At 67.9% G+C, this 26,385-nt stretch carries 21 protein-coding genes; 8 read left to right on the top strand and 13 right to left on the bottom strand.

What is annotated here, in order from left to right:
* Positions 1-90: 90 nt before the first annotated feature.
* A complete protein-coding gene (locus tag CTB96_RS06975) occupies positions 91-1,608 on the bottom strand; it encodes an amino acid permease (RefSeq protein ID WP_110126319.1) in 1,518 nt (505 codons plus the stop codon).
* A 210-nt stretch (positions 1,609-1,818) separates the two neighbouring features.
* Between CTB96_RS06975 and CTB96_RS06970 the strand changes: the two genes are divergently transcribed.
* The 5 genes from CTB96_RS06970 to CTB96_RS06950 all read left to right on the top strand — a co-directional run bounded on the left by CTB96_RS06970 (position 1,819) and on the right by CTB96_RS06950 (position 7,051).
* Positions 1,819-3,219, top strand: a complete 1,401-nt coding sequence (locus tag CTB96_RS06970) for a glutamine synthetase family protein (protein ID WP_110126179.1) — start codon at positions 1,819-1,821, stop codon at positions 3,217-3,219.
* Complete coding sequence (locus CTB96_RS06965) at positions 3,206-4,021, top strand: gamma-glutamyl-gamma-aminobutyrate hydrolase family protein (protein WP_110126178.1); 816 nt, start codon at positions 3,206-3,208, stop codon at positions 4,019-4,021. The genes CTB96_RS06970 and CTB96_RS06965 overlap by 14 nt, the downstream gene beginning before the upstream one ends.
* A complete protein-coding gene (locus CTB96_RS06960) occupies positions 4,018-5,385 on the top strand; it encodes an aldehyde dehydrogenase family protein (RefSeq protein WP_110126177.1) in 1,368 nt (455 codons plus the stop codon). Before CTB96_RS06965 ends, CTB96_RS06960 begins: the two co-directional genes overlap by 4 nt.
* Before the next feature lie 33 nt (positions 5,386-5,418).
* Entirely contained in the window at positions 5,419-6,207 is a 789-nt protein-coding gene (locus CTB96_RS06955) for a 3-oxoacyl-ACP reductase (protein WP_181397176.1), read from the top strand.
* A 79-nt stretch (positions 6,208-6,286) separates the two neighbouring features.
* Positions 6,287-7,051 (top strand): FadR/GntR family transcriptional regulator, encoded by a 765-nt coding sequence (locus tag CTB96_RS06950; RefSeq protein WP_110126176.1) that lies wholly within the window; start codon positions 6,287-6,289, stop codon positions 7,049-7,051.
* Positions 7,052-7,092: 41 nt separating this feature from the next.
* On the opposite strand, the gene CTB96_RS06945 is transcribed toward CTB96_RS06950, so the two are convergent.
* Both CTB96_RS06945 and CTB96_RS20765 read right to left on the bottom strand, forming a co-directional pair.
* The gene (locus CTB96_RS06945; protein ID WP_427846469.1) at positions 7,093-8,610 is read right to left on the bottom strand and encodes an NCS2 family permease; all 1,518 of its coding nucleotides are present in this window, start codon (positions 8,608-8,610) and stop codon (positions 7,093-7,095) included.
* Positions 8,611-8,710: 100 nt separating this feature from the next.
* On the bottom strand, positions 8,711-10,387 hold the full coding sequence (locus CTB96_RS20765) for a carboxylesterase/lipase family protein (protein WP_248283258.1): 1,677 nt from the start codon (positions 10,385-10,387) through the stop codon (positions 8,711-8,713).
* Positions 10,388-10,509: 122 nt separating this feature from the next.
* Here CTB96_RS20765 and CTB96_RS06935 point away from each other — a divergent pair, with 122 nt between their 5' ends.
* Entirely contained in the window at positions 10,510-11,784 is a 1,275-nt protein-coding gene (locus CTB96_RS06935; protein WP_110126174.1) for a uracil-xanthine permease family protein, read from the top strand.
* An 88-nt stretch (positions 11,785-11,872) separates the two neighbouring features.
* Here CTB96_RS06935 and CTB96_RS06930 read toward each other — a convergent pair whose 3' ends face one another.
* The 3 genes from CTB96_RS06930 to CTB96_RS06920 form a co-directional block, all read right to left on the bottom strand.
* Positions 11,873-12,205, bottom strand: coding sequence for a peptidase (locus tag CTB96_RS06930; protein WP_110126173.1), 333 nt, complete (start codon positions 12,203-12,205; stop codon positions 11,873-11,875).
* On the bottom strand, positions 12,202-13,392 hold the full coding sequence (locus tag CTB96_RS06925) for an inorganic phosphate transporter (RefSeq protein ID WP_110126172.1): 1,191 nt from the start codon (positions 13,390-13,392) through the stop codon (positions 12,202-12,204). Before CTB96_RS06925 ends, CTB96_RS06930 begins: the two co-directional genes overlap by 4 nt.
* A gap of 178 nt (positions 13,393-13,570) precedes the next feature.
* The gene (locus tag CTB96_RS06920) at positions 13,571-14,047 is read right to left on the bottom strand and encodes an 8-oxo-dGTP diphosphatase (RefSeq protein WP_110126171.1); all 477 of its coding nucleotides are present in this window, start codon (positions 14,045-14,047) and stop codon (positions 13,571-13,573) included.
* A gap of 73 nt (positions 14,048-14,120) precedes the next feature.
* Here CTB96_RS06920 and CTB96_RS06915 point away from each other — a divergent pair, with 73 nt between their 5' ends.
* Positions 14,121-14,384, top strand: coding sequence for a mycoredoxin (locus CTB96_RS06915; protein WP_110126170.1), 264 nt, complete (start codon positions 14,121-14,123; stop codon positions 14,382-14,384).
* A 91-nt stretch (positions 14,385-14,475) separates the two neighbouring features.
* Here CTB96_RS06915 and CTB96_RS06910 read toward each other — a convergent pair whose 3' ends face one another.
* The 4 genes from CTB96_RS06910 to CTB96_RS06895 form a co-directional block, all read right to left on the bottom strand.
* Entirely contained in the window at positions 14,476-15,504 is a 1,029-nt protein-coding gene (locus CTB96_RS06910; RefSeq protein ID WP_110126169.1) for a 6-phosphofructokinase, read from the bottom strand.
* Positions 15,505-15,632: 128 nt separating this feature from the next.
* A complete protein-coding gene (locus tag CTB96_RS06905) occupies positions 15,633-17,807 on the bottom strand; it encodes a DEAD/DEAH box helicase (RefSeq protein ID WP_110126168.1) in 2,175 nt (724 codons plus the stop codon).
* Positions 17,808-18,016: 209 nt separating this feature from the next.
* A complete protein-coding gene (locus tag CTB96_RS06900) occupies positions 18,017-18,355 on the bottom strand; it encodes a DUF6804 family protein (protein ID WP_248283257.1) in 339 nt (112 codons plus the stop codon).
* Positions 18,355-20,268 carry a DUF2207 domain-containing protein gene (locus CTB96_RS06895; protein ID WP_110126166.1) on the bottom strand — a complete coding sequence of 638 codons (1,914 nt, stop codon included), beginning with the start codon at positions 20,266-20,268 and terminating at the stop codon, positions 18,355-18,357. Before CTB96_RS06895 ends, CTB96_RS06900 begins: the two co-directional genes overlap by 1 nt.
* A 122-nt stretch (positions 20,269-20,390) precedes the next feature.
* On the opposite strand from CTB96_RS06895, the gene CTB96_RS06890 reads away from it, so the two are divergent.
* Positions 20,391-21,893 carry a M20/M25/M40 family metallo-hydrolase gene (locus tag CTB96_RS06890; RefSeq protein WP_248283256.1) on the top strand — a complete coding sequence of 501 codons (1,503 nt, stop codon included), beginning with the start codon at positions 20,391-20,393 and terminating at the stop codon, positions 21,891-21,893.
* Between the two features lie 16 nt (positions 21,894-21,909).
* On the opposite strand, the gene CTB96_RS06885 is transcribed toward CTB96_RS06890, so the two are convergent.
* The 3 genes from CTB96_RS06885 to CTB96_RS06875 form a co-directional block, all read right to left on the bottom strand.
* Positions 21,910-22,470 (bottom strand): GDSL-type esterase/lipase family protein, encoded by a 561-nt coding sequence (locus tag CTB96_RS06885; protein ID WP_110126165.1) that lies wholly within the window; start codon positions 22,468-22,470, stop codon positions 21,910-21,912.
* A 213-nt stretch (positions 22,471-22,683) separates the two neighbouring features.
* Positions 22,684-24,414, bottom strand: coding sequence for an HNH endonuclease signature motif containing protein (locus tag CTB96_RS06880; RefSeq protein ID WP_110126164.1), 1,731 nt, complete (start codon positions 24,412-24,414; stop codon positions 22,684-22,686).
* Positions 24,415-24,773: 359 nt separating this feature from the next.
* Complete coding sequence (locus tag CTB96_RS06875; protein WP_110126163.1) at positions 24,774-26,333, bottom strand: SDR family oxidoreductase; 1,560 nt, start codon at positions 26,331-26,333, stop codon at positions 24,774-24,776.
* Positions 26,334-26,385: the final 52 nt, after the last annotated feature.

Raw genomic sequence — 26,385 nt, 5'->3', positions numbered from 1 at the left:
TTTCGACTATCGTGCGCAGGGAAGCGCGGCTGACGGCCGCGCCGATGCAAGAAAACGCAGCCGGCGCGGCCGTCGGGGCTGGTAGAGGAGCTACCCCGGGAAGACGTCCTTCTCCATGGCGTCATAACCCTCGGCCTGCGGGTCGCCGTGCATGCCCCCGGAGAGCGCGTATTCCTCCTCGGGCGAGAGCACCAGCCGGCTGCGGCCGAACACCGCGAACAGCACCAGACCCACGACGTACACGACGGCGATCGCGACGATGGCCGGCCGGAAAGCCTCGTTGAGCAGGAAGCCGAGGAAGATCGCCAGGGCGATGATGCCGGCGACGACGGCTCCGGCCACACCGGTGGGGCTCACGTACGGGCGGTTCGCATTCGGGAACACCCGGCGCAGGATGATGAACGAGGCCATCTGCAGCACATAGGCGAGCACAGCGCCCCAGACGGCGATGTTCAGCACGATCGCGCCGCCGGACCCGGCGGAACCACCGGTGAGGTCGACAACGATCAGCGCCACGAAACCGATGACCGCGCCGACCAGCAGGGCCACCCACGGGGTCTGGCGCTTACCGGTGAGCGAAAGCACCTTGGGGTAGTAGCCGGCCCGGCTAAGCGAATACATGTTGCGGCCGTAGGCGAACATGATGCCCTGCAACGACGCGAGCAACCCGATCAGGGCGAAGGCGCTGAGCACGGCGGCCAGGCCGTCGGGCAGGATCGCCCTGAACCCGTCCAGCAGCGGCTCGGCCGACACCCCGAGCGCCTCGGAGCCGTTGATGCCGGGGTTGAGCACGAGCACCGCGGCACCGCAGATGACGAGCGTGATCATGCCGACGATGCCGGCCCGGGGAATGTCCTTTGTCGGGTTGTGTGCCTCTTCGGCCACGAGCGGCAGTTCCTCGATACCGAGGAAGAACCACATCGCGAATGGCAGGGCGAAGAGGATGGGCAGCACACCGTGCGGCAGGAACTCGGTTTGGCCGGCATCCGGCACGATGTCGAAGAGGTTGTCGACACTGAACTGGCCGGAGACGATCGCCAGGACCGCGAACACCGCCAGGATCGCGATCGAGACCACCGCCACCACCAGTGCGAAGGCGAACGAGACGGCCGCGCCCGCCATGTTGAGCAGGATGAACACGGCGTACAGGATCACCCACCACATCCAGCCCGGCAGCTCGAAACCGAACAACACCGAGGTGATGCCGTTGGCGTAGGCGGCAGAGAAGTAGACGATGACCGCCGTCGTTGCCACGTACTCGATGGTCTCGGCCAGGCCGGTGATGAAGCCGCCCCACGGGCCCATCGCGGCGCGGGCGAAGGAGTAGGCGCCGCCGGTGTGCGGCATGGCGGCCGACATCTCGCCGATTGAGAACAGCATCGTGAAGTACATCACCACCACGAGCACGAACGCGATCAGCATGCCGCCGAAGCCGGCGGACGCCAGGCCGAAGTTCCAGCCGGAGAAGTCGCCGGAGATGACCGCGGCGATGCCGATCCCCCAGATTCCCCAGAACCCGGCGGTGCGCTTGAGAGAGCGTTTCTCAAAATATCCTGCCTCGGCAGGCGTGTACGTGACGCCGGAAACGGATCGGGACTCAGACACCAGGGGGCTCCTCAGGGTTGCTGTAGTGATGCGGTTGTCGCCCGAGCCTAGGCACTCAATGGTTCGCTGCACAGACCTTTGGATGTAAACAGCATGTAAAAACTTGCCCCGCTTTCCGTCCTACTCCTGTGATCTAATGGTCGAGTTCGCATCGTTTGACTCCCTGTCAGCTCTCGCACTCCGCGCTCCGCGCACCGTCCACGAGGAGATCCCATGACCGAGAACCGTCCCTCCGCTGGGAGCAGCGAGCACCGGAACCCCGGCTACCTGGGTGTCGACGCGCTCGCCGAAGCCGTCTCCACCGGCCGGATCGACACCGTCATCGTGGCGTTCACCGACATGCAGGGCCGACTGGTGGGCAAACGGGTCTCCGCCCGCCTGTTCGTCGAAGACGTGCAGTCGCACGGAGCAGAATGCTGCAACTACCTGCTTGCCGTCGACGTGGACATGAACACCGTCGACGGCTACGCGATGTCGAGCTGGGAACGCGGCTATGGCGACATGGTGATGATGCCCGACATCAGCACCCTCCGGCTCGTTCCGTGGCTGCCCGGTACCGCCCTGGTCACCGCGGACCTGCACTGGCTCGACGAAGCGCCCGTCGTGCAGTCCCCCCGCCAGATCCTGCAGACCCAGCTCGACCGGCTGGAAGCGCGCGGCCTGGAGGCGTTTGTGGGCACCGAGCTGGAATTCCTGGTCTTCGACGACGGCTACCGTGAGGCCTGGAAGAAGGGCTACCGGAACCTGACCCCGGCCACCGACTACAACATCGACTACGCCCTGCTCGCCTCCACCCGGATGGAACCGCTGCTGCGGGAGATCCGGTTGGCCATGGACGGCGCCGGAATGTACTGCGAGGGCGTGAAGGGCGAATGCAACCTCGGCCAGCAGGAGATCGCGTTCCGGTACGCTCCGGCGTTGGTCACCTGCGACAACCACTCGATCTATAAGAACGGCGCGAAAGAGATCGCGGATGCCCACGGCAAGAGCCTGACCTTCATGGCCAAGTTCAACGAGCGCGAGGGCAACAGCTGCCACATCCACATCAGCCTGCGCGGCACCGACGGTTCTGCCGTCTTCGCCGACGCGGATGCCGAACACGGCATGTCCACCCTGTTTCGGCAGTTCCTGGCCGGCCAGCTCGCCGTGATGCGGGAACTCACCCTGTTCTCCGCCCCCAACATCAACTCGTACAAACGGTATGTGCCCGGCAGCTTCGCGCCCACGGCGATCGCCTGGGGGCTGGACAACCGCACCTGCGCCCTGCGCGTGGTGGGCCGCGGCCACGGCATGCGGGTGGAGAACCGGGTGCCCGGCGGCGACGTCAACCAGTACCTCGCCGTGAGCGCCCTGATCGCCGCGGGGCTATACGGCATCGAGAACGAGCTCGAGCTCGACGACGTTTTCGTGGGCAACGCCTACGAGAGCGACGCACCCCGGGTGCCGGCATCGCTCCGCGAAGCAGCCACGCTCTTTGCCGGATCGGCCATCGCCCGTGAGGCGTTCGGCGACGAGGTGGTGGACCACTACCTCAACAACGCACGCATCGAACTGGCCGCCTACGACTCGGTGGTCACCGACTGGGAGCGGGTGCGCGGCTTTGAACGGCTCTGACCCCGCCTCGCCCCGCCCGGCCGGCGCACCGCTGATCGGTCTCACCACCTACCTCGAGCAGGCGAGTTCCGGCGTCTGGAACGTGCCCGCCGCCTTCCTGCCGCTGGTCTACTTCGACGCCATCACCCGGGCCGGCGGCATCGCCGTGCTGCTGCCCCCGCAACCGGTCACGCCCGCCATCGCCGAGCGCGTGCTCGACGGTCTCGACGGGCTGGTGATCACCGGCGGCAAGGACATCGAGCCGAGCAGGTACGGCCAGTCGCCGCATCCGCTCACCGACCAGCCCCGGCCGGACCGCGACGGCTGGGAGGACGAACTGTTGCGCGGCGCCCTCGATCGTGACCTGCCCTTTCTGGGTATCTGCCGCGGCGCCCAGATGCTCAACGTGACCCTGGGCGGATCCCTGCACCAGCACCTGCCCGACCTGGTGGGCGACACCCGGTACCAGGCCGGCCAGGGCGTCTTCAACTCCGCCGACGTCACCGTCGCACCGGGTTCCCGGCTCAGCGGTCTGCTCGGCGGAGACGACCGGGTTACCGTGCCGGTGTACCACCACCAGGCCATCGACACGCTCGCCGCCGGCCTCGTGGTCAGCGGCACCTCAGAGCCCGGCATCGTGCAGGCCGTCGAACTGCCGGCCGCGACCTTCGCCGTGGCCGTGCAGTGGCACCCGGAAGAGGCCAGGGACGACCTGCGCCTGTTCACCGGGCTCGTCACTGCCGCCCGGCAATATCGAGACCGCGAGCAGGCTGCTGCGGCGTCGCTCGACCCGGCCACACCGGAAGGAAGCACCTCACCGTGACCAGCTACACCGTGATCAACCCGGCGACCGAGACCGAGGTCGCCACCGTCGCCCATCTCGACCAGACGGCCGCCGACGATGCCATCGCCCGCGCGGTCACCGCACAGCGGCACTGGGCGAAGGTCTCCCCCGCCGACAAGGCTCTGCTGCTGCGCCGTTTCGCCGCTGCCGTCGACGGCGACCGGGAGAACCTCGCTGGAATCGAGGTGGCCAACTCGGGCCATCCGATCAGCCAGGCCCGCTGGGAGGCCGGCCACGTGCGTGACGTGCTGCAGTACTACTCCGCGGCGCCGGAGCGATTGTTCGGCCGACAGATCCCGGTCGCCGGCGGCATCGATGTCACCTTCCAGGAACCGCTCGGGGTGGTCGGCGTGATCACGCCGTGGAATTTCCCGATGACCATCGCGGCCTGGGGTTTCGCGCCCGCCCTCGCCGCCGGCAACGCAGTGCTGCTGAAACCGGCCGAGTGGACGCCGCTCTCCAGCATCCGGCTGGGTGAATTGGCCCTGGCCGCCGGCCTGCCCGACGGGCTGTTCCAGGTGCTGCCCGGCCGGGGTGCCGTGGTGGGCGAACGTTTTGTCACCCACCCCGACGTGCGCAAAGTGGTCTTCACCGGGTCGACCGCGGTGGGACAGAAGATCATGGCCGGCTGCGCCGCCCAGGTGAAAAGGGTCACCCTGGAACTCGGCGGCAAGAGCGCCAACATCGTCTTCGCCGATTCCGACCTGGAGAAGGCCGCGGCGACTGCGCCGTACGGCGTCTTCGAGAACGCCGGCCAGGACTGCTGCGCGCGCAGCCGCATTCTGGTGGAACGGAGTGTCTACGACCGGTTCATGGAGCTGCTCGAACCCGCCGTGGCCGGCGTGGTCGTCGGCGATCCGACCGACGAGGCCACCGAGATGGGCCCATTGGTCTCGGCCGACCACCTGGCCCGGGTGTCCGCCTACCTGCCGACCGACGCCCCGGTGGCTTTCCAGGGCACCACCCCTTCCGGCCCCGGCTACTGGGTACCGCCCACGGTGCTGACCCCGGCCAGCCGCACCGACCGCGCCGTGACCGACGAGATCTTCGGCCCGGTCGTGACGGTGCTTCCGTTCGACGACGAAGCGGATGCGGTGCAGCTGGCCAATGACACCCCGTACGGCTTGTCCGGGTCGATCTGGACCAGGGACCTGGGCCGGGCGGTGCGGGTGGCGCGCGGTGTGGAATCCGGCAACCTGTCGGTCAACTCGCACTCGTCGGTGCGCTACACCACCCCGTTCGGCGGGTTCAAGCAGTCCGGCCTCGGCCGGGAACTCGGACCGGACGCACCACTGAACTTCACCGAGACCAAGAACGTCTTCATCGCCGTCGACGGCCTCTGAAATCCCCCGAGCCCCCAGCCCCAAGGAGCAGCAATGAGCATCACCCCGATCAACCTCACTCAGCGCCTGGCCGGCAAGGTCGCCGTGATCACCGGCGGCGCCAGCGGAATCGGCCTGGCCACCGCCCGCCGGTTCGCTGCCGAGGGCGCGACCGTGGTGATCGGCGACGTCGACGAAACCACAGGAACCGCCGCGGCCGCGGAGGTCGACGGACTCTTCGTGCGGGTCGACGTGACCGACGAGGATCAGGTGAACAACCTCTTCGACACCGCGGCGGCCACCTACGGCTCTGTCGACATCGCCTTCAACAACGCCGGCATCTCCCCGCCGGATGACGACTCGATCGAGACCACCGAACTCCCGGCCTGGAACAAGGTGCAGGACGTCAACCTCAAGTCGGTGTACCTCTGCTGCCGGGCGGCGCTGCGGCACATGGTGGCCCAGGGCAGCGGGTCGATCATCAACACCGCGTCGTTCGTGGCGGTGCTCGGTTCGGCCACCAGCCAGATCTCGTACACCGCGTCGAAGGGCGGGGTGCTCGCGATGAGCCGCGAGCTGGGCGTGCAATTCGCCCGGCAGGGCATCAGGGTCAACGCGCTCTGCCCCGGCCCGGTGAACACCCCGCTGCTGCAGGAGTTGTTCGCCAAGGACCAGGCCAGGGCCGCCCGCCGGCTGATCCACATTCCCGTCGGCCGATTCGCGGAACCGGAGGAACTCGCCGCCGCGGTGGCGTTCCTCGCCAGCGACGACGCTTCCTTCATCACCGGTTCCACCTTCCTCGTGGACGGTGGAATCAGTTCGGCGTACGTGACTCCGGAGTGAACCCGACCTGACCGTGCGAGGCACCCCGAGCAGCTCCCGGCACTCCGGTGGGCACAGCGGCGGGCAGAATGGAACCACCATGATCCACCTGGGAGACGACACCGACCCGGCCGGCGGCATCCGCTCTGAGCTGCTGTTGCGGCCGGTGCACGGCGGCAACGCGTTCGAAGAGACCGTGCAGCGGCTGCTGCAGACCATCCGGTTGGGCCTGATCGCGCCCGGCGAACGGCTGCCCGCTGAGCGGGAGCTGGCCGCCATGCTGGCCGTGAGCCGGGACACCCTGCGGGACGCGCTCGCGTCCCTGGGCGAGGCCGGGTACCTGGTGTCCCGCCGCGGCCGTTACGGCGGCACCTTCGTCACCGACGAACTGCCCACCACCGGTCCCGCCCTCGATGCCGACGGTGAGCCGGTGCCGCCCCGGCAGTTCAGCACCGCCGAACTCGATGATGCGCTCATTCTGCGCGAGGTCCTCGAGGTGGGCGCGGCCCGGCAGGCCGCCTCCCGGCCGCTGTCCACGGCCGACCGGGAGGCCCTCTGGGCGAGCCTCGGCGACTGCGCTGCCGCGACTGACGACGACTACCGACGGCTGGACTCCCGGTTACACCTCACGATCGGTGAACTGGCGGGCTCCAACTCGCTGGTGCCGCTGCTCGCCGAGGTGCGCATGCGCGTGAACGAACTCCTCGACAGCATCCCGTCGCTCGGCCCGAACATCGCGCACTCCAACCGGCAGCACGAACAGATCGTGATGGCGATCCTCACCGGCAACCCGGAGGCTGCGGCGCTGGCCATGACCGAGCACCTGGTCGGCACGGCCCTGCTATTGCGCGGCTTCTTGGAGTAACGCAGCGGCGAGGAAGCGAACGAGCAGCTCGCCGCATCCGGTCAGACGCCGAACAGGACCTCGATCGGTCCGCGCACGAAGAAGACCAGGAAGCCGAACGCGACGATCCAGAGCAGCGGGCTGATCTCTCGCGCCTTGCCCGAGAAGGAGCGCACGATCACCCAGCTGATAAAGCCGGCACCGATGCCGTTGGCGATCGAGTAGCTCATCGGCATCACGATGATGGTGAGGAAGACCGGCAGCACGATCGAGAAGTCACTGAAGTTGATGAACCGGATCTGCGAGACCATCATGGCGCCCACGATCACCAGGGCGGCCGCGGCCACCTCGAGCGGCACGATCTGGGTGAGCGGGGTGAAGAACATCGCCGCGAGGAACAGGAGGCCGGTCACGACGTTGGCGAAGCCGGTGCGAGCACCCTCGCCGATACCGGCGCCGGACTCGATGAAGACGGTGTTCGACGACGAGGACGTGGCGCCACCGACGACGGCACCGACACCCTCCACGATCAGGGCGGACTTGAGCCGCGGGAAGTTGCCGTTCTTGTCGGCGACGCCGGCCTCGTTGGAGAGCCCGGTCATGGTGCCCATGGCGTCGAAGAAGTTGGTGAAGACCAGGGTGAAGACGAGCATCACGGCCGCGAGCACGCCGATGCGCTCGAACGCGCCGAAGTTCACCTGGCCGACGAGCGACAGGTCGGGCAGAGCGACGAAGCTGGTCGGAAGAACCGGAGCGTTGAGGTTCCAGCCATCCGGGTTGGTGCCCAGCGACGGGCCGACCTTGAAGATGGCTTCGAGGATGACGGCAAGAACCGTGGTGCCGACGATACCGATGAGCAGGGCACCCTTGACCTTGCGGGCCACGAGCACGCCGATCAGCAGCAGCCCGATCACGAACACGGCGGTGGGCAGGCTGGCGATCGATCCGGACTCGCCCAGCTGCACGGGCGGCGACGCCATTCCGCTGGCGCGCACGAAGCCGGAGTCGACCAGGCCGATGAAGGCGATGAACAGGCCGATGCCCACGGTGATGGCGATCTTGAGCTGGCGGGGAACGGCGGTGAAGATCATCTCGCGGAGACCGGTGGAGGCCAGCAGCACGATGATGAGGCCGTTGATCACGACGAGGCCCATTGCCTCCGGCCAGGTGACCTGGCCGACGACGCTCACGGCGAGGAACGAGTTGATGCCGAGTCCGGCGGCGAAGCCGAACGGCAGCCGGGCGATGACGCCGAAGAGGATCGTCATGACGCCGGCGGTGAGGGCGGTGACCGCGGCGACCTGGCCGTTGGGCAGCCAGTTGCCGGCCACGTCGACGGCGGCCTGGTCCGCGCTGAACCCGCCGAGGATGAGCGGGTTGAGAATGACGATGTAGGCCATGGTCACGAAGGTGACGAGGCCGCCACGGATCTCCCGGCTCCAGCTGGAGCCGCGACGGGTGATCTCGAAGTAGCGGTCGAGCACCGACTTGGTGCCGCGGCCGGTCGGTTCGGCGGGCGTCGCCGCGGGGGCCGTCTCGCTGGTGGCGGGTTCTGCTGCGGCAGCGGACTCAGGCTTCAAAGCGGAAATGATGATCTCCAGGTCGACGTTCGGCGGCGCGCCAAACGCCTTAGTCTAGGCCGCGACAAAGCTTCCGCGGAAATCCGTGCATCTTCGCTGATCAAACGTGCGGCACGAACGCACCCCACGCGATCCTGCGTTCGGCATTGGGATCGGCCACCACCCGGTCGCGGGTGTCGATGATGAGCGTCAACCGCTCGGCTTCGGTATAGACCGGCCAGGCCGCATCCGGTGTGCCGGTTCCGGCGAATGACAACCACCAGCCCTGCATACGCGCACCGATGGCCTTGAACGCCCGGCGGCCGCCGAGCACGGTCATACCGCGGCCGAACCAGCCGTCGAGCCGATCGAAGAGGGGGAACAGTTCGAGGCCGTGGGTGGCGTCCAGACCCATCCGGCGCAAGAGTCTGGGAGCGGCATCAAACCGGTAAAAGTGCACGGGGGCGTAGCGGGAGTGCCGCTCCCCCACCGTCACGCTCGGGTACCAGAACGAATAGTCACCACCGAAGTCAAGCGACGCCCGAGCGGCGGGAATGCCGGGGTACTGCGCCTTGAGCGCTTTCCTGGCCTTCTTCTTGGTGTTCGCGAAGACCGCCCGCATGCGCGGCGGGGTGGACGCGAGAATGTCGATGCGCCCGCTGAAGAGCGAGCCCTCGCGCTCGTTGGTGCCGATGATCAGCGGGATGCGGTGCGCCCGGCCGTCCCGGAAGGCGTCCAGCGGTCGCTCGGGCAGGAAGTCGCCGTCGATGACCGGGCACAGCGGGATCGTGCCGGGGTACAAGTCGGGGGAACGCACCGTGAGGGTGGTGGCGGCCCGCGCAAGCCGGGCAGGGTAGGCCTCGAGGAGCAGGCGCACCGCATCCGCGTCGGTGAGACCGGAGCCCACCGGCGGCTCGACGGGTTCGGGCAGAACGGCGCGGGCACCGTGGTCGTCGCGGGAAGCTCGGTCGCTCACAAGCTGCGCGGCCGGGTGCACGAGGTCGGCGGCATCATCCGCGACACCGGGAGTCTGCTCGGCGAGGATGCCCACGAAGGTGGCCGCCCACTCCGCGGTCAGCGCCGGCGGGTAGACGGCGTTGGGCGGCGAGCTCTGGGCGATCGCCCGCTGAAACAGCCCGGCGGCTGCCGGCACCGTCATGAGCGTGGTCACTGCGTTGCCGCCGGCCGATTCACCGAACAGGGTGACGGCCTCGGGGTCGCCGCCGAACGCACGGATGTTCGCCCGCACCCAGGCCAGTGCCGCGACCTGGTCTCGGAGGCCTAGATTGCTCTCGAACGGCCGCTCCGGCGTGGAGTATCGGGTGAAGTCGAGATAACCCAGGGCACCCAGCCGGTAGTTGATACCCACGAATACGATGCCACCGCGGCGCACGAGTCCCTCGCCCTGGCGCGGTGTCTCCCTCGATGAGCCGACGCTGTAGGCGCCGCCGTGGATGAAAACCATCACGGGCCGCAGGTCGCCGTCTTCGACGGCAGCGTCCGGGGCCATCACGTTGAGGTTGAGGCAGTCCTCGCTCTGGGGGATGCGCGGGTGCGCCCCGATGAACTGACCTTTGTGACTCTGGGGGGCGACCGGGCCGAACTCCGTCGCGTCTCGCACCCCTGGCCACGGTTCCACTGGCGCAGGGGCGCGGAAGCGCAGGGGCCCCACCGGCGCCGCCGCATACGGGATCCCTCGCCATGCCCGAATGCCGCGCTCACTGACCCCGCGCACCAGCCCGCCGGTCACCCGGATCTCGAGCGGATCGAGGGCGCGGATAGGGGTCTCGTGGCTCATGCGCTGAATCCTAATCCGCTCCGGTGACAACCAGCCGACTCGGCCCGGCCGCGGGCTGAGCACTACGCTCAGCAGGGGCCGATCGAGCGGCGACTGCCCAGAACCACAGAAAAGAGACACGAATGGCACTGCCCTGGACCCTGCACGGCGATGGTAAGACTGTCGGCGCGAACGACGTTGTGGCCCCGGGCGAACGCCTGAACTGGCCGATCACGATCGGTGTCGGCGCCCAGCACGTTGTCGCCATGTTCGGCGCCACCTTCCTGGTGCCGCTGATCACGGGCTTCCCGCCGAGCACCACCATCTTCTTCTCCGGTATCGGCACGATTCTCTTCCTGCTGGTCACGCGCAACAAGCTGCCCTCCTACCTGGGCTCCTCGTTCGCCTTCCTCGCACCGATCGCTGCGGCCACCGCGACGGCCGGTATGGGCAGTGCACTCTTCGGCATCCTGGCGGTTGGCCTGCTGCTCGCCATCGTCGGCGCCATCGTGCAGTTCACCGGCGCCGGTTGGATCGACGCGCTGATGCCCCCGGTCGTGTCCGGTGCGATCGTCGCCTTGATCGGTTTCAACCTCGCTCCTGCGGCCAAGAACAACTTCAGTGAGGCTCCGCTCACGGCCGTGATCACCCTTGCCGCCGTGATCCTGTCTACGGTGATCTTCCGTGGCATCCTGGGCCGGCTGTCGATCTTCATTGGCGTCATCGTCGGCTACATCGCCGCGCTCGTGCAGGGCCAGGTCGACTTCAGCGGGGTTGCGAAGGCCGCCTGGATCGGTCTGCCGCCGTTCACCCTGCCGACCAACCCGTTCGAGAACCCCGCTGTGCTGGCCGTCCTGCCTGCATTCCTCCCCGTCGTTCTGGTGCTGATCGCCGAGAACGTCGGCCACATCCGCGGCGTCGCGCAGATGACCGACAAGTCGGTCAACAAGTTCACCGGTCGGGCGCTGCTCGCAGATGGCCTGGCCACGATGCTCGCCGGCTTCGGCGGCGGTTCCGGCACCACAACGTACGGCGAGAACATCGGCGTGATGGCCGCCACCCGCATCTACTCGACGGCCGCATACTGGGTCGCCGGCATCGTGGCCGTGCTCCTGGGCCTCTCACCCAAGATCGGGGCGGTCATCTACACCATCCCGGTTGGGGTGCTCGGTGGCGTCACGACCGCGCTCTACGGACTGATCGGCATCATCGGCGTGAAGATCTGGCTCGACAACAAGGTCGACTTCTCCAAGCCGGTGAACCAGTTCACGGCTGCGACCGCGCTGATCATCGGCATCGCCGATTACACCTTCAACGCCGGCAGCCTCACCTTCAACGGCATCGCGCTCGGCACCATCGCCGCCATCGTGATTTACCACCTGATGACCTGGGTCGCGCGGGTGCGCCGCACCGCCTAACCCCAGCACAACGCCCGCGAGCCGTGAGCTAAGCACCGAAACCCCGATGGGGAAGGTGCTTAGCTCACGGCTCGCGGGTGTTAACGACTTAGGAGTGCAGCGCCGGGATGATCAGGTACACGCCGTAGAGCACGGCCAGTACGCAGATCGTGAAGCAGGCGTAACCGCCCAAGAGCGCCAGGCGCTTCTGGCCCGCCGTGAGCGGGTTGGCCTTGCGCGCCTTACGCGCCTTCTTGGCTTCCTTGGCAGCGCGGGCGGGGCTGAGCACGGTGATCGCACCGGTGAACTCTGCGGGATCCACAGTGGGGATGCGCCCGGCCGTGGTGAGCAGGCGCAGGCCCAGCGAATAGAGCGAGACGACGATGGCCGACGAGACCAGAGCGGCTGCGGCAACGACGAGGAATGCGGCCCAGTCGATCACAGTTCCACCTTCTCTCGGTCCTTGCGCGGCGTCTTGCGGGGTGTCTTCTTGATCTTCACCACGTGGCCGGCGTCATCGATGTCGTGCAGGTTGTCGTGAGAAACCCGGTCGCGCTTGGACCATCGGAAGAGGATGTACACCACGATCGTGCCGATCAGCACGTCGAGGAAGATCCCGATCGGGCCGAGCAGTGCCAGTCCGGCCGCGAACGCGCCCATGATGGCGGAGGCCGGCAGGGTGAGCAACCAGCCGAGGGCGATCTGGCCGGCCATGCCCCAGCGCACGGTGGAGCCGCGACGGCCCAGGCCCGAGCCGATGACGGAACCCGAGGCCACCTGGGTGGTCGACAGGGCGAAGCCGAGGTGGCTGGAGGCGAGGATGGTGGCGGCCGTGCTGGTCTCAGCAGCAAATCCCTGCGCGGGCTTGATCTCGGTGAGCCCACGGCCCATGGTGAGGATGATGCGCCAGCCGCCGGTGTAGGTGCCGATGGCGATGGCCAGTGCGCAGCAGGCGACCACCCAGAACTGGGGGCCTGAACCCACGGCCTGGTACCCGCCGGCGATGAGGGTGAGGGTGATCACGCCCATGGTCTTCTGCGCGTCGTTGGTGCCGTGCGAGAGCGCCACGAGGGAGGACGAGAAGATCTGGGCATAGCGGAAGCCGCCACGGCCATCCGGCTTGCCCTGCTCGCGACGGGTGATGGCATAGGCCAGGCGGGTGGCGATGAACGCCACGATGCCGACGGTGACCGGGGCGATCAGGGCGGGCAGGATCACCTTGGCGACCACGACGTCGAACGCCACAGCCTGGGCACCGACACCGATGACCGTGGCGCCGATCAGACCGCCGAAGAGGGCGTGGCTGGAGCTGGACGGGAGGCCGCGCAGCCAGGTGATCAGGTTCCAGACGATGGCGCCGATCAGGCCGGCGAAGATCATCTCCGGGGTGATCTGGATGCCGCCGTCACCCTCCTTGATGATGCCGCCGGAGACGGTCCGAGCGACCTCCGTGGAGAGGAACGCACCGACCAGGTTGAGGATCGCGGCAATGCCGACGGCGACCTTGGGCTTCATGGCCCCGGTGGCGATCGGCGTGGCCATGGCGTTGGCCGTGTCGTGAAACCCGTTGGTGAAGTCGAAGATGAGTGCCAATGCGATGACAAGCGCGACGATAAGGCTGAAATCCACCGGCGTCTTTCCTAGTGATTCATCCCGGGCCGCACTCCGGTTTACAGACCCGGCAGGCACGAGAGACATGGCTGGCTCGAAACCGGGCCCCGTTGATCCTGACAGCCCGAGGCGGGCAGGTCAATTCAGGAAACGTTCGGCGGGTGTTTTCCTAAGGTTCAGATAACACGTTGCCAGGTCAGCTACGGGCTACGACTGTGGCGAGATCTTCGCCGAAGGTGAAGGTAGCCTCCACCGGCACTCCGGCAAGCACCCCGGGCAGCCAGTGCCGGGCGTCATCCCACATATCGTCCACGGGCAGGTCGGCGATGGTGAACCACTGCGGGTTCAACTCGTCCGATTCCCGCGGCACCCCGCTCCACACGTCGGTGACGAAAACATTCGAGCGCTGGCTCCACGCGGTGCGGTGCGGAAACAGGTAAGTGAGCACGCCCATCGGGGTCAGGGCATCCTTGGTGACGGCCAGGCCGGATTCCTCCTCGACCTCGCGCACGGCGGCGTCCAGCGCCGACTCCCCCGGTTCGAGTTTGCCGCCGAGACCCACGATGTTGCCGAGGCCCAGGCCCTTCTTCTTACGGCCGAGCAGCACCTGCCGCTCACCGGTCTCCGAAATCCGGGTGAGGTAGCACACGCATACCTGGGGCAGGTCGGTCATGTCCTCATCGTAGCGAGAGCGCCCGACGCCCTGCTCCCCGCGGTTTTTCCGAAACCTCGGTTACGCTGTACGCATGGATTTTGTGCCTGAGAGCGGAACTATCACGATGTTCACCACCACATGGTGCGGCTACTGCTCGCGCCTGAAGACGCAGCTCGACAAGGTCGGCATCGCCTACACCGAGGTGAACGTCGAAGAGGTCGAGGGCACCTCTGAGCTCGTGATGAGCCTGAACAACGGCAACCGCACCGTGCCCACCATCCTGTTCCCGGATGGCTCCGCCGCGACGAACCCGTCGCTCGCGCAGGTGCAGGCCAAGCTCGCTCCCGCAGCCTGAGCCAACTGCTCCACAGGTTCCACCGACATCCCCACAGCACACTGCCCGGACGGCCGAAGCCGTCCGGGCAGTTCTACGTTCTGGCTCGGGTTTAGCCGAACAGCACGGCTGCTTCGTCGTAACGCGCCTGGGTGACCCGGTTGAGGTCCATGGTGGCGTCGGCGATGCTGACGGTGTGGATGTCAGTGCCCTTGAGAGCCACCATCGATCCCCACTTCTCGTCGAAGACGGCGTCGACGGCTGCCATGCCGAGACGGGTGGCGAGCACCCGGTCGTAGGCCGACGGGGCGCCACCACGCTGGGTGTGGCCGAGAACGGTGGCACGTGACTCGATGCCGGTGCGCTCTTCGACCATCGGGGCGATGAGTTCGCTGATGCCGCCGAGGCGGGGACGGTTGAACGCGTCCAGGCCCTTGTGCGAGTGGGCCTCGCCCATCTCGGCCAGGAGGAAGCCCTCGGAGACGACGAGCACGGGTGCGCGGCCGCGGTCGCGGACGCTCTCGACCCATTCGCAAATCTGCTCGATGGTCTGCGGCTGCTCGGGAACGAGGATCGCGTGGGCGCCGCCGGCCATGCCGGAGTGCAGGGCGATCCAGCCCACGTGACGGCCCATGACCTCGACGATCATGCACCGACCGTGGGAGTCGGCGGTGGTGCGGAGGCGGTCGATGGCCTCGGTGGCGATTTCCACGGCGGTGTTGAAGCCGAAGGAGTAGTCGGTGGCAGCGAGGTCGTTGTCAATGGTCTTCGGCACGCCGACGATCTTGAGTCCGGCATCGGTGAGGCGGCGGGCAGCGGTGAGGGTGCCCTCTCCGCCGATCGCGATGACGGCGTCGATGCCTTCGGCATCCATCGTCTTCTGGATGTTCTCGGGGCCGGCGTTCTCGCCCTCGTACGGGTTGGTGCGCGAGCTGCCGAGGATGGTTCCACCCTGGCGGGAGAGGCCACGAACACTGTGCCGGTCGAGTTTCATGAACTCGCCCTGCACCAGCCCTCGCCAGCCGTTGCGGATACCCACGAATTCAGAGTCGTAGGCGCGGCCTCCCTTGAGGACGGCACCCCGAATCACTGCATTGAGGCCTGGGCAGTCTCCACCGCTGGTGAGGATACCGATCTTCATTTCTGGCTACTCCTTAGTGCATGCATATTGTTGCGGCAGATGCCCGAACCCATCTTGGTGGCGGGCTCATGCCTGAATCAAGTCAACACCGGCGGCGCTGACCGGGGGTAGGGACTTCCGGCCCGGTGTTAGAGGTCTCCGTTGAGTGCCTGCGTGAGTACGTAGACCAACGCGCTGGCTTGCACGGAATCGGCGGCGGAAACGTCTTCGTCGGCACCATCGAGCGCACGGGCCGCGAGGCCCTGCTTGCTGCCGATGAGTTCGGCGATGCGCGCGTCGATGGTGTGCGCGGCGATGATCCGCCACGCCGTCACGGGTTCGGACTGGCCGATGCGGTGCACCCGGTCGATGGCCTGCGTCTGCTCGGCTGCGGTCCAGCTGAGTTCGGCGAGCACGACGTTGGAGGCGGCCTGCAGGTTCACACCCACGCCGGCCGCGGTGAGCGAACACACCACGATGGCGACCTCTGGGTCGGTGTTGAACGAGTCGATCGCCGCCTGGCGGGCCAGGGCGCTCTGGTCGCCGCGCAGTGACACTGCGCGCAGGCCCCGCTTGGCGAAGATCTCCTCCGCGGCATCCATCACGTCGATGTGCTTGGCAAAGAACACCACCTTGCCCACGGAGTGCGCGAGCTGGGCGGCGTAGTCCGCGGCGAGGCCGGCCTTGGCCTGGCCGATCTTGCGCACCATGGTGAACACGTTCTCACCCGTGGTGGTGCCCTTGGACTCCTCGAGATCGGCGTGCGCGACGGCGCGGATGTACGCGGTGCGCTCGTCGTCGGAGAGCACAGGCGCCTTGACGCCGGGGTGGCGTGCGGCCACGAGGGCGTTGTAGCGCTTGACCAGGCGGGCGCCGAGTTCGCGCTCCGCCTTCTGGATCGAACGGCCCAGTTCGCTGTCGAGCTCCACCGGGAGGTCGGCGATGCGCTTGGCGGGCAGGTCGGCGGCAACATCGACCTTGCGGCGACGAACGATGCCCATGTCGATCACGGCGGAGCGGGCGGCGGTGTAGAAGCCGGCGTCGGCGGGGGTGAGCCCGGTTTCTTCCAGCCGCTGCATGAGCTTGGCCGTGGGTTTGTCGCCGTCGATCCAGCCGAGGAACTGCCAGATGGCGCGGAAGTCATCGACGTCGTTGATCAGCGGGGTACCGGTGAGGGCCATCAGCAGGGGGTTGTTACCCGGGGTGCGGCGGCGGATCTGCTCGGCGAGGCTGAGCACGTGCTTGGAGCGCTGCGACTGCTGGTTCTTGATGAAGTGCGCTTCGTCGACGACCATGCCTTTGAAACCGAGGGTGCCAAGCCAGGCGAGGTGGCGGTCGAGAACGTCGTAGTTGACCACGACGACGTCGGCGAAGGCGTCGAGGGTGTCGCCGTCGCCGTGGATGACTGTGGCCCGGCGGTGCGGCGTCCACAGTTCCACCTCGCGCACCCAGTTCATCTTCACGACGTTGGGCACGATCGCCAGCAGCGGGTAAGCGCCGGCGACGGACGCGGCGAGCAGGCTCTGCGCGGTCTTGCCGAGGCCGGGCTCGTCGGCGAGGAGGTAGCTGCGGTGGCCGAGGCGGGCGCTCTCGATGAAGCGGGCCTGGTGCCGCATGAGCTCCATGCCGCGCGGGGAGAACCTGTCGACGTTCGGGGCCTCGGGCAGATCCATGCTGGCTGCCTGGCCGCCGGAACCGTATTCGAACGCCTTGAACAGCGGGCCGAGCAGTTCCCAGTTGGCCAGGCGACGGGCCGAGGAAACCGGCGCTGCCTGAACGGCACTGAAGTCGGGGGCGAGGAACGGGTTAGCCAGCTGGCGGGCCCGCACAGACTGCGGGATCACCTGGTTCTGCGGCACCTCGGGCTTGGCCTCAGGTTCGCGGGTGATGATGAGTTCGTCCGGGCTGAGCTCGGCGCCGGATTCCAGCAGCCAGTCCCGGCGGAAGCGCTGCGCGACGGTGGAGACGCCGGCATCCGGTTCGAGCAGGGTGATCAGACTGGTGTCGCGGGCGGCGGTCTTGGCGAGGATCTGAGCAATGCCGTCGAGGCGTTTGAGGAGCTCGGCGCGGTTGGCGTCGGTGAGCTCGGTGTCGGCCTTGACCCTGGCGCGTTCTTCGCGCATGAGCAGCGCGATGACCTGGTACTTGGTGCGGTTGGTGGGGCCGAGCTTGGTGCCGCTCTGAGCCTTGGCTTCGACCTCGCGCACCTTGCGGGCGAGGATCGGGATGATCGGGGCATCATCGTCGCGGGAGCGTGGACGTTGACGTGTTCGACCGCTGCCGGCGCCAGCGCGGCCCGCTCCGGTGGGGCGGGTGTATGCCATTTTTCTCCACTTCACACCAGCGCAGCACTCAATGCGCGCTCGTCGTGTTGCGCATCCGCAGGATGCTTGTGCGATCGATACGTCGAACCTGTGAATCGAGCATCGTGACGCCGCATCGCTCAGTCAAGTGGACTGATCACTGCAGGGCCACGGTCGAGACTCTAACCGGGTTCTCCAGACGCGCTCTTAGTCTATGCCCGTGCCCGGATTTAGCGGTGCACCGCCGTGGGGACCTTGGTCCGCACGCCCACGATGATGAACACCAGGGCCGCAATGAACTGGGCAGAGACCCAGCCCTGGCCGTGCAATTCGATCACCACGATCGGGTTCCACAGAATACTGATGGGCACCAGGCCGATCAGCCACCACCACGACTTCGCCTGGATCACGAAGACACAGATGATCAGCGAGAGGATGCTGACGGCGTAGCGGATGATCACGAAGCTGTCGGAATCGAGCAGGGCCAGGCCGGCCAGCAGCGCGATCGCGCCGAGCAGCCCGGGTGCGAGCGCCGAGCGAGTGTAGGTGGGTTCTGCCGGGGTGCCCATCAGACGCCCCCTCCCCCGCCGCCGCCTCCGCCGCCACCGACGGAACCGCCTCCGCCCATGCCCGAGCTCGACGAGCTCGACGCGCTGCCGGAGAACGCCGACGACGTCGAGGTGGAGAACGCGGCCACCCCGGTTGCGAAGTAGGCGGCGTTGAACGGTGCCGTTCCCGCGTACCAGCCCGGCTGCTCATTGATGCCGGCGTAGTAGTCACCCAGCACGGTCGACCATTCCTTTTCCTGGCCGGTGAGCACGGCGATCGGCAGCAGGCGTTCATAGAGTTTGAGCACCTGCACGGGTTCCGTGCCGCCGGCGATAGTGCCGTCGTCGGGCCGGTAGGGAGTACGCAACGCGCCCTGCGGGCTTTGCAGCACCCGCAGCCGGTCGGCTTCGGCGAGCGAGATATACAGGATGACGCCCTTCAGGTAGTCGCGGAGTTCCGCGCCGCTGCCGGTGAGAGGTCGCACCTCGGCGAGTACCACCAGAGTAACAATCGAAGCTGCCAGCCCGGCCACGAGGAACAAGAGCGGCCACACCCCGGCGACCTCGGTGGCGAAGGAGATCACGCTGGCCACGATCGCGACCAGGCCGGCGGCGATGCCGATGGTCAGCAGCCATCCGCGCGCTGCTCCGCCCATCGTCTGCCGCAGGTTCTCGGTGAGCATCAGCGCACGGGCGTCCTTGCGCACTTTCTGCAGGGCTGTGCCCAGTTTTGAGGCCTTCTTCTTGAGGTCCCGAACCGTTCCGACCTTGTCCTTGGTCGGGAAGAACGCGGTGAGCACAGCCTTCTCGGTGGGATCCAGGCCCTCCCGGCTGCGCAATTCGAGCAGGTAGTGGTTCTTGCCTTCGCCTTCGAGTACGCGCACGTTGCCGCGCACAGCGAACTGCAGCAGCTGGGCCGTGATCGCCTTGCTGCTGGCCCGGGAGCCGAGCACATCACCCGCCTGCAACAGGTTGACGCCCTTTGGAGGCAGGTACTCGGCGATGATGGTGGGCCGGCCCGGCCGGTCACCCCAGCGGGTGCGGCGCAGGATCACGGCGATGACGGTAGCCACCAGGGCGACCAGCGCAGCCAGCAGGGCGATGGTGGGGAACGGGTTGGCGGTGAATGAGTCGTCCCGCGGCACGAAGGTCCCCGCGGTGAACCCGGCCACCAGGGTGAGACCCTCGTGCGGCCCGAGGTTCGCGGCGGAGACGTCGATGACCCACTCGTCACCATCCGCTTCGCTGTCGAGACCGTCGCAGGCCGCGGCGGATGACGCGCCTCCCTGCAGGCAGCGGGTCTGCCCGGTGAGGTTCGGCACCAGTTCCGGCGCCACGTGCAGGGTCGCAGAGACCGTGCCGAACGGCTGCGCCCAGCCGGTGCCCTTCACTTCCCAGTAGAACTCTTCATCGTCGGCATTGTCCGGAAAGAGCGTGACGTTGGTCTGGTGGTAGCTGATCACGTAGGTCTGCGTGCCGTGCACGTAGTCGTCGGCGGCGATGGTGACGCTGAGGTAGTCCGCTCCGGTGTCATCGTCGTCGTCGTCGGTCTCGTATTCCCTGGCCGCGCCGGTCTCATCGGTGACGCTGTCGATCGACAGGCCGGTCGGCTGGCCCTGATAATGGGTGGGGATCAACCGGCGGATGCCGCGGTTCTGGTCGGTCTCGGGGAACTGCGCCACGAGGGTCTCGGTCGTCGCCAGGGTGGAGTGGCCCTCGGCGTCGACGCCGAGCCGGTAGTCGGCATGCATCGAGGCGAAGGTGAAGTCGTCGACGCCGGCCGTCACGACCGCCGGCACGGCAGCGGCCGCGACGGCGGGTGCGGGTGCTGGCGCAGGTTGGGCGACCGCGGAGGTGCCGGCCAGACCCGCGAGTCCGGCCACGGTGAGGGTGGTAAACGCCAGGCTGAAAAGGAGGCGAACGGGTCGGCGCATGCCTTCACTCTAGCCATCGGTAGCCGAGGCTCTCCACGGTGGTGCTCGTTCTCGTCAGGTGTTTTCCGCGTCGCGGGGCGCCGATCTGGCCACGGTGCCGTGTCGGCTGAGAGACTGGGCGCATGAGCGAGCCCACTGCGCCAGCCGTCCCGTCCGAGGCACCGGCTGTCGCGCCGTCGGAGTCCGCGTCCGCCAGCGAATCGGCGCCGCAGGTCGGGGCACAGCGACCGGGTATTGAGTTGCCGCCGGTAGACGGCGCCGCCGCGATTGAGCGTCTGCGCGCCATGATCCGGGTGCCCACGATCTCCCGGCTCGACGAGTCGGTCACGGAGTGGGCGCGGTTCGACGACTTCGTTGCGCTCCTGCCTCAGCTGTTTCCCGCCACGCATGGCGCCCTCACCCGCGAGGTCGTCGCCGGCCACAGCCTGCTCTACCGCTGGGCCGGTCGGCGGAGCGCCGCCGGCGAGCCGGGCGTGGCTGATGACGGCGCCGCCGCAGAGCCGACCGTGCTGATGGCGCACTACGACGTCGTCGCGGCCGATGCGGCCGGCTGGCAGCATCCGCCGTTCGATGCGGTGCTCGAGCCGGGCACCGAGGAGCACGGCGACGTGTTGTGGGGCCGCGGCACCCTGGACGACAAAGGCGCCGCCGGCGCCCTCTTCGAAGCCGTCGAGTCCTGGGTGCTCGCGGGCTTCCAACCGGAGCACGACATCTACCTCAGCCTCGGCCACAACGAGGAGACCACGGGCACCGGCGCATCCGCCATCGTGGACCTGCTCGAAGAGAGGGGTGTGCGGCCTGCCCTGGTGATCGACGAGGGCGGAGCCATCGTCGAGGACATCTTTCCCGGCGTGACCGGCCCGATCGCCGTGATCGGGGTGAGCGAGAAGGGCATCTGCTCGGTGCGGCTTACCGTGCATCAGGCCGGCGGGCACGCCTCGACACCGCCCCGGATGACCGCGACGGTGCGCCTGGCCCGCGCGATCACCAGACTCAACCGGCGCCGGTTTCCGGCCAGCTTCACCCCGACCAATCTGGAGATGATCCGCACGCTCGGCGGCCACGGCACTGGGCTGCTCGGCTTCGTCTTTCGCCACGTCGACCTGTTCAAGTTGCCGCTGCTCGGCCTGTTCGGCCGGCTGAGTGACGAGACGAATGCCATTGTGCGCACCACGGCGGCCGTCACCCAGCTGGTCGGTTCGTCCGCGGCCAACGCCCTACCGGAGCAGGCGCAGGCGATCGTGAACGTGCGCGTGGCCGCAGGCTCGAGCGTGGCGCAGATGATGCGGCACATCGAACGCTCAGTGCACGACCCGCTCGTGCACATCGAGGCGCTGCACCCGAACGAGCCGTCACCGACGTCGCCGACTACCGGTCCCGGTTGGGACCTGATGGCTGACAGCGTGCGCGCCAGCTACCCGGGCACGATCGTGACCCCGTACGTGATGCTCGGCGCCAGCGATGGGCGGCATTTCACCCGGATCAGCGACCACGTCTACAGGTTCACGCCGTTCGAGATGAGCAGCGCGGAACGCGGCACCCTGCACGCCGTGAACGAGCGCATCCGGGTGCGCACCTTCCTGACCGGCATCACGTTCTATCAGCGCATCGTCGGCGGCTGCTAATCCGGGCCGCCGACGCTCAGGCCGGGTTACGGCTCACTGCGGGGGCGAGCAGCGGATGCTCGAGCGATTCGGCGAGCATGGGGCGGAGCTCTCCCAGCCAGACCACGTAGCCGGCCTCGGTCAGGTGCAAGCGATCGGTGGACCACTCCGCGCCCAAGGAGCCGTCCGGGGCAGCAAGGACCGGCCACAGGTCCAGATATCGTGCCTTCACTGTCGGCGCGAACTGGCGCAAGTGCCGGTTGACCGAACGGATCACCGGTGCGTACTCGAGTTCCCGTGGCGGCACCGACTGCACAATCATCCGAGTACCGCGTAATTCCTTACGCAGGGTGCACAGGATTGTTTCGATGTTGCGCACGATGTATTCGTCGGACCGGTTCCAGCCGACGTCGTTCGTGCCCACCTGCAGCACGACCGCACCGGGGTCGATCTCGATCACCGCGTCCAGCCGACCGATCACCTCGTCGGTCGTGTCACCGCACACGCCCAGGGTGCGCACCTCGAGTTCGGAGAGCCGCTCTTCCCAGCGGGCGTCCGCGCTGAGACCATCCCCCAGGAACACCACACTCTCAGACATGCTCTCTCCTCAGCGATGGCTCGCAACGCTTGCCTTCCATGATGCACTCCATCACCGCGACCCGCTAGGGCGCCGCCTAGGCAACTGCCCCCAGCGCCGCCCGCGACCGCGCCCGGCCTCACCTCGCTGGTCGAACTCCCGGGCCTCACCCGCTGATCGAGCCTGTCGAGATCCCGGGCTTCCCCGCTGATCGAGCCCGTCGAGATCCCGGCGTCAGTGCTCGTGCTGGTCGAGTGCGGCGGGGCTCTTGCTGTGCAGCTCGATCAACCGTTGCCCGGGGTCTACGGTGGCGGGTGGCCGGAGCCAGTACCGGCCTTGGTGTTCCAGGATTTGCCAGCCTTGGTTGTGTAGTAGCCGGTGGTGGGGGTTGCAGAGCAGGATGCCCAGGCGGATGTCGGTGCGGCCGTCGTCGCGTTTCCATTGCTCGATGTGGTGGGCTTCGGTTTGGGAGGGTGGTTTGGTGCAGTCTCCCCATCTGCAGCCGCCGTCGCGGGCGGCCAGGGCGATGCGTTGCGCCGGGGTGAACAGGCGTTCTTCCCGGCCGACGTCGAGGGGCTGGCCGGTCGGGTCGAAGGTGATGTCCACGGTGCCGGCGTCACAGATCAGCCGATCGATGGTCTCCTGCGACACCGGGGCCGGGTTCCCTTCGATGTACCCGTGGCCGGTGCCGTCGGGAAGGGGAAGGAGGATGTCGTCCGGGTTCCGAAGCAGCTGCAACGGCGGCCCCAGCGGTGGAACGGGAGACGGGTCGACCGTCAGCCGGGTGGGCTGCTGCGTCTCCGGCCGGCCGGTCAGTGGGGCGGTCGGTCGGGTGTTGGGCCGTTGGGTTTTGAGGATGCGGACGGCGGGGGTGCGGCCGCCGAGCATCCGGTTCGGGTTGATGGTGCTGCCGGCTTTGATGAGGTCGATGAAGCCGTCGGCGGTGAGTTGGTCGGTGCTGCGCGGGTCGTCTTGCACGGCTTTGGCCCACGCGGCCCGGTCGGGGTCGACGAAGTGCACGCCGCCCCGGCGAGGCCCGGTGAGGCCGTCTGCGACGGCGGTGATGTACGCGCCCTGTTCAGGCGGGAAGAGCCCGTTGATACGCACCTGGCCGGTGTCCAGGGTCCAGATTCGCAGGTACCGGTCTTCCCACGCCTTCTGTTCCCGCTTGCTGATGCCGGCTTCGTCGAGACGGTCCCGCATCCGCCTGGCCCGGCGGATCAACTGGTCGATGGTGAGGGTGCGGGCTTCCTCAAGCAGGGTGGCCAGGTTCTCGGCGAGGACGTCGGCGGTGACGACGGTGTCGATGTCGCCCAGGCCGGTGCGGATCGCGTGTGCTTGCGCGGCGGAGAGGCTGCCGTCGGTGACGGCGTGGGCGATCGGGGTGTGCCAGGGCAGCGCGGGAATCTCCACCGGTGCTGCGGCCGGGGCGGTGTCGGTGCCGTCGCCCCCGCCCGCGCCCCAGTCGTCACCGTCGCCGTCGGTGGAGTTCAGGGCGGTATCGAGGAGCCGGCGGGCGGCTTCCGCGTCGGCCTCGGCCCGGGCGCGGGCGGCGGCGGCTTCGGCGGCGGCGCTGTCGGCGAGCATCCGGCCGACGTCGATGAGTTTGTGGGCGTCGGCTTTGCTGGCACCGGTGAGATCTTGCATCAGGTCGCCCGGGTTGAGGAAGCCTTGCTGCTTGGCCAGGCCCTTCTGGCCGAGCTCGGGGCGGGAGCGTTCCGCGATGGCTGTGGCGACCCAGACCGACCGGGTCGTGGTGAGGGTCTGCAGGCGGGTGATCTCGCGTTGCGCGGCGAGCAGGTCCGCATCGGGCAGGGCGTCGAAGTCGGCGCTGCAGTCCCCCAGCCGGGCGACGGCATCGGCCGCGGCTAGGAGCGCATCGGCCGGCGACTCGGCACCCGCTACGACAGGCACGGAGGACTCGGGCGGGGTGCCAGGGTCGAAGGTGTCTGCGATGGTGGACATACAGTGAGAATAGCTCGATGTCGTAGCTTTGTGTGCTGGTTTTGCGAGTTGTGGATAACTTTTTTAGGCTCGCAAAACGCTTCTGGACTGGGTTTTCTTGTGATCGCGATACTGGGTTCGGGTCGCGGGGTCTCGACAAGCTCGACCAGCGGGACGGGCGCGACACACACGCCGGGTCGCGGGGTGTCGACAAGCTCGACCAGCGGGATCGGGCGCGCCGAGCAGGCCGGGTCGCGGGGTCTCGACGAGCTCGACCAGCGGGAGGGGCGCGACACACAGGCCGGGTTACGCGTCTCGACAAGCTCGACCGGCGGGCGTCGAGTGGGAGGCGTCGCGCGGAGATGATCCTCTCGGTGCGGTTAGGTGAGTGCTGCCTCTGGTGCTGCGTCAGCGAGTGTGGGGGTCTCCGTGGGCGGCTGCGCCGCATCAACTGCGGCCGCCTCGGTTTCGGCGGCGGCCGTGATCCGGTTGGCCATGCCGGTGAAGATCACCCCGTGGAACGGCAGGATCGAGAACCAATAAAGCCTGCCGCCCAGACCACGCGGGAAGAACACGGCGCGCTGCCGGTAGACCGATCCGCCGTCGTCGGCGGGCTCGGCGTGCATTTCCAGCCAGGCCCGGCCGGGAACCCGCATCTCGGCGCGCAACCGCAGGAAGCTGCCGCGGTCGATGCGCTCGACTCGCCAGAAGTCCAGGGCATCACCGGTCTGCAGGCGGTCGGGGTGGCGCCGACCGCGGCGCAGGCCCACTCCCCCGACGATCTTGTCCATCCATCCGCGCACCGCCCAGGCCAGCGGGAACGAATACCAGCCGTTGGCACCGCCGATGCTTTCGATCACGCGCCAGAGATCGGCCGGCTTGGCGGTGGTGTGCTTTTCCTTGAGGTCGGTGTACACGAGGTGGCCGGCCCAGTCCGGGTCACTGGGCAGCGGATTGCTCGAGGCACCGTCGGTTGCGGCGTTCTGCCAGCTGGTCTCCACATCGCCGTCGCGCATCCGGCCGAGCGCGAGCCGAACGGCCCGGCGGTAGCTGGTGAGCCCGCCCTCTGGCCGCGGGATCACCGCGTCGATGTCGTGGTCGTGCATGACGCAGTCGTACTGCAGAGACGCGATGATCGGCACCGCCAGGCTCCGCGGGATCGGCGTGACCAGGTTGACCCATTGCGACGCCAGCCACGGCGTGAGCACGGGCAACGCCGCGATGGGGCGCTGGCGCAGGCCGGCTTCGAGCGCGTAGCCGTTCATCATCTGGCCGTACCGCAGCACATCGGGGCCGCCGATGTCGAAGGTGCGGTTCACGTCCGCAGGGAGGTCGGCGGCCGCGAGTAAGTAGTAGAGCACGTCGCGCACGGCGATGGGCTGGATGAAGTTGCGCACCCATTTGGGAGCAGGCATGTACGGCAGCACGTCGGTGAGGTGCCGGATCATCTCGAAGGAGGTAGAACCGGAGCCGATCACCACGCCCGCCTGCAGCGCCACCGTGGGCACGCCGGACTCCAGCAGGATCCGGCCGACCTCCGCCCGGGAACGCAAGTGCGGTGACAGGGTGCCGGTGTCGGGGTGCAGTCCACCGAGGTAGACGATGCGAGAGACCTGGGCCTCCGCAGCGGCCTCGGCCACGTTGCGGGCGGCCGTGCGCTCGGTCTGCTCGAAGTCGCCCTTGGCGCCCATTGAGTGCACCAGATAGTAGAACACGTCGATGTCGGCGCTGGCGGCCAGCACGGCTGCGCGGTCGCCGAGATCACCCTCCACGATATCCACGTCTTTCGCCCACGGCACGTCGGTGAGCTTCTGCGGCGAGCGCACGAGCACCCGCACCTTATGGCCGGCCTCGAGCAGCCGCGGAACCAGCCGTCCGCCGATGTATCCGGTGGCGCCGGTGACCAGGACTCGACGGGGAACTGCTGTGTGCTCAGTCATGGCGTCAGCCTAGGGGCCGAATCTGGGCTTGACCTGCGCATGTGCGAGCGCG

Origin of the sequence: Cryobacterium arcticum (assembly GCF_003185895.1) — a bacterium.
Classification (GTDB): Bacteria; Actinomycetota; Actinomycetes; order Actinomycetales; family Microbacteriaceae; genus Cryobacterium; species Cryobacterium arcticum.
This window is presented reverse-complemented; position numbering and strand designations above follow the sequence as displayed.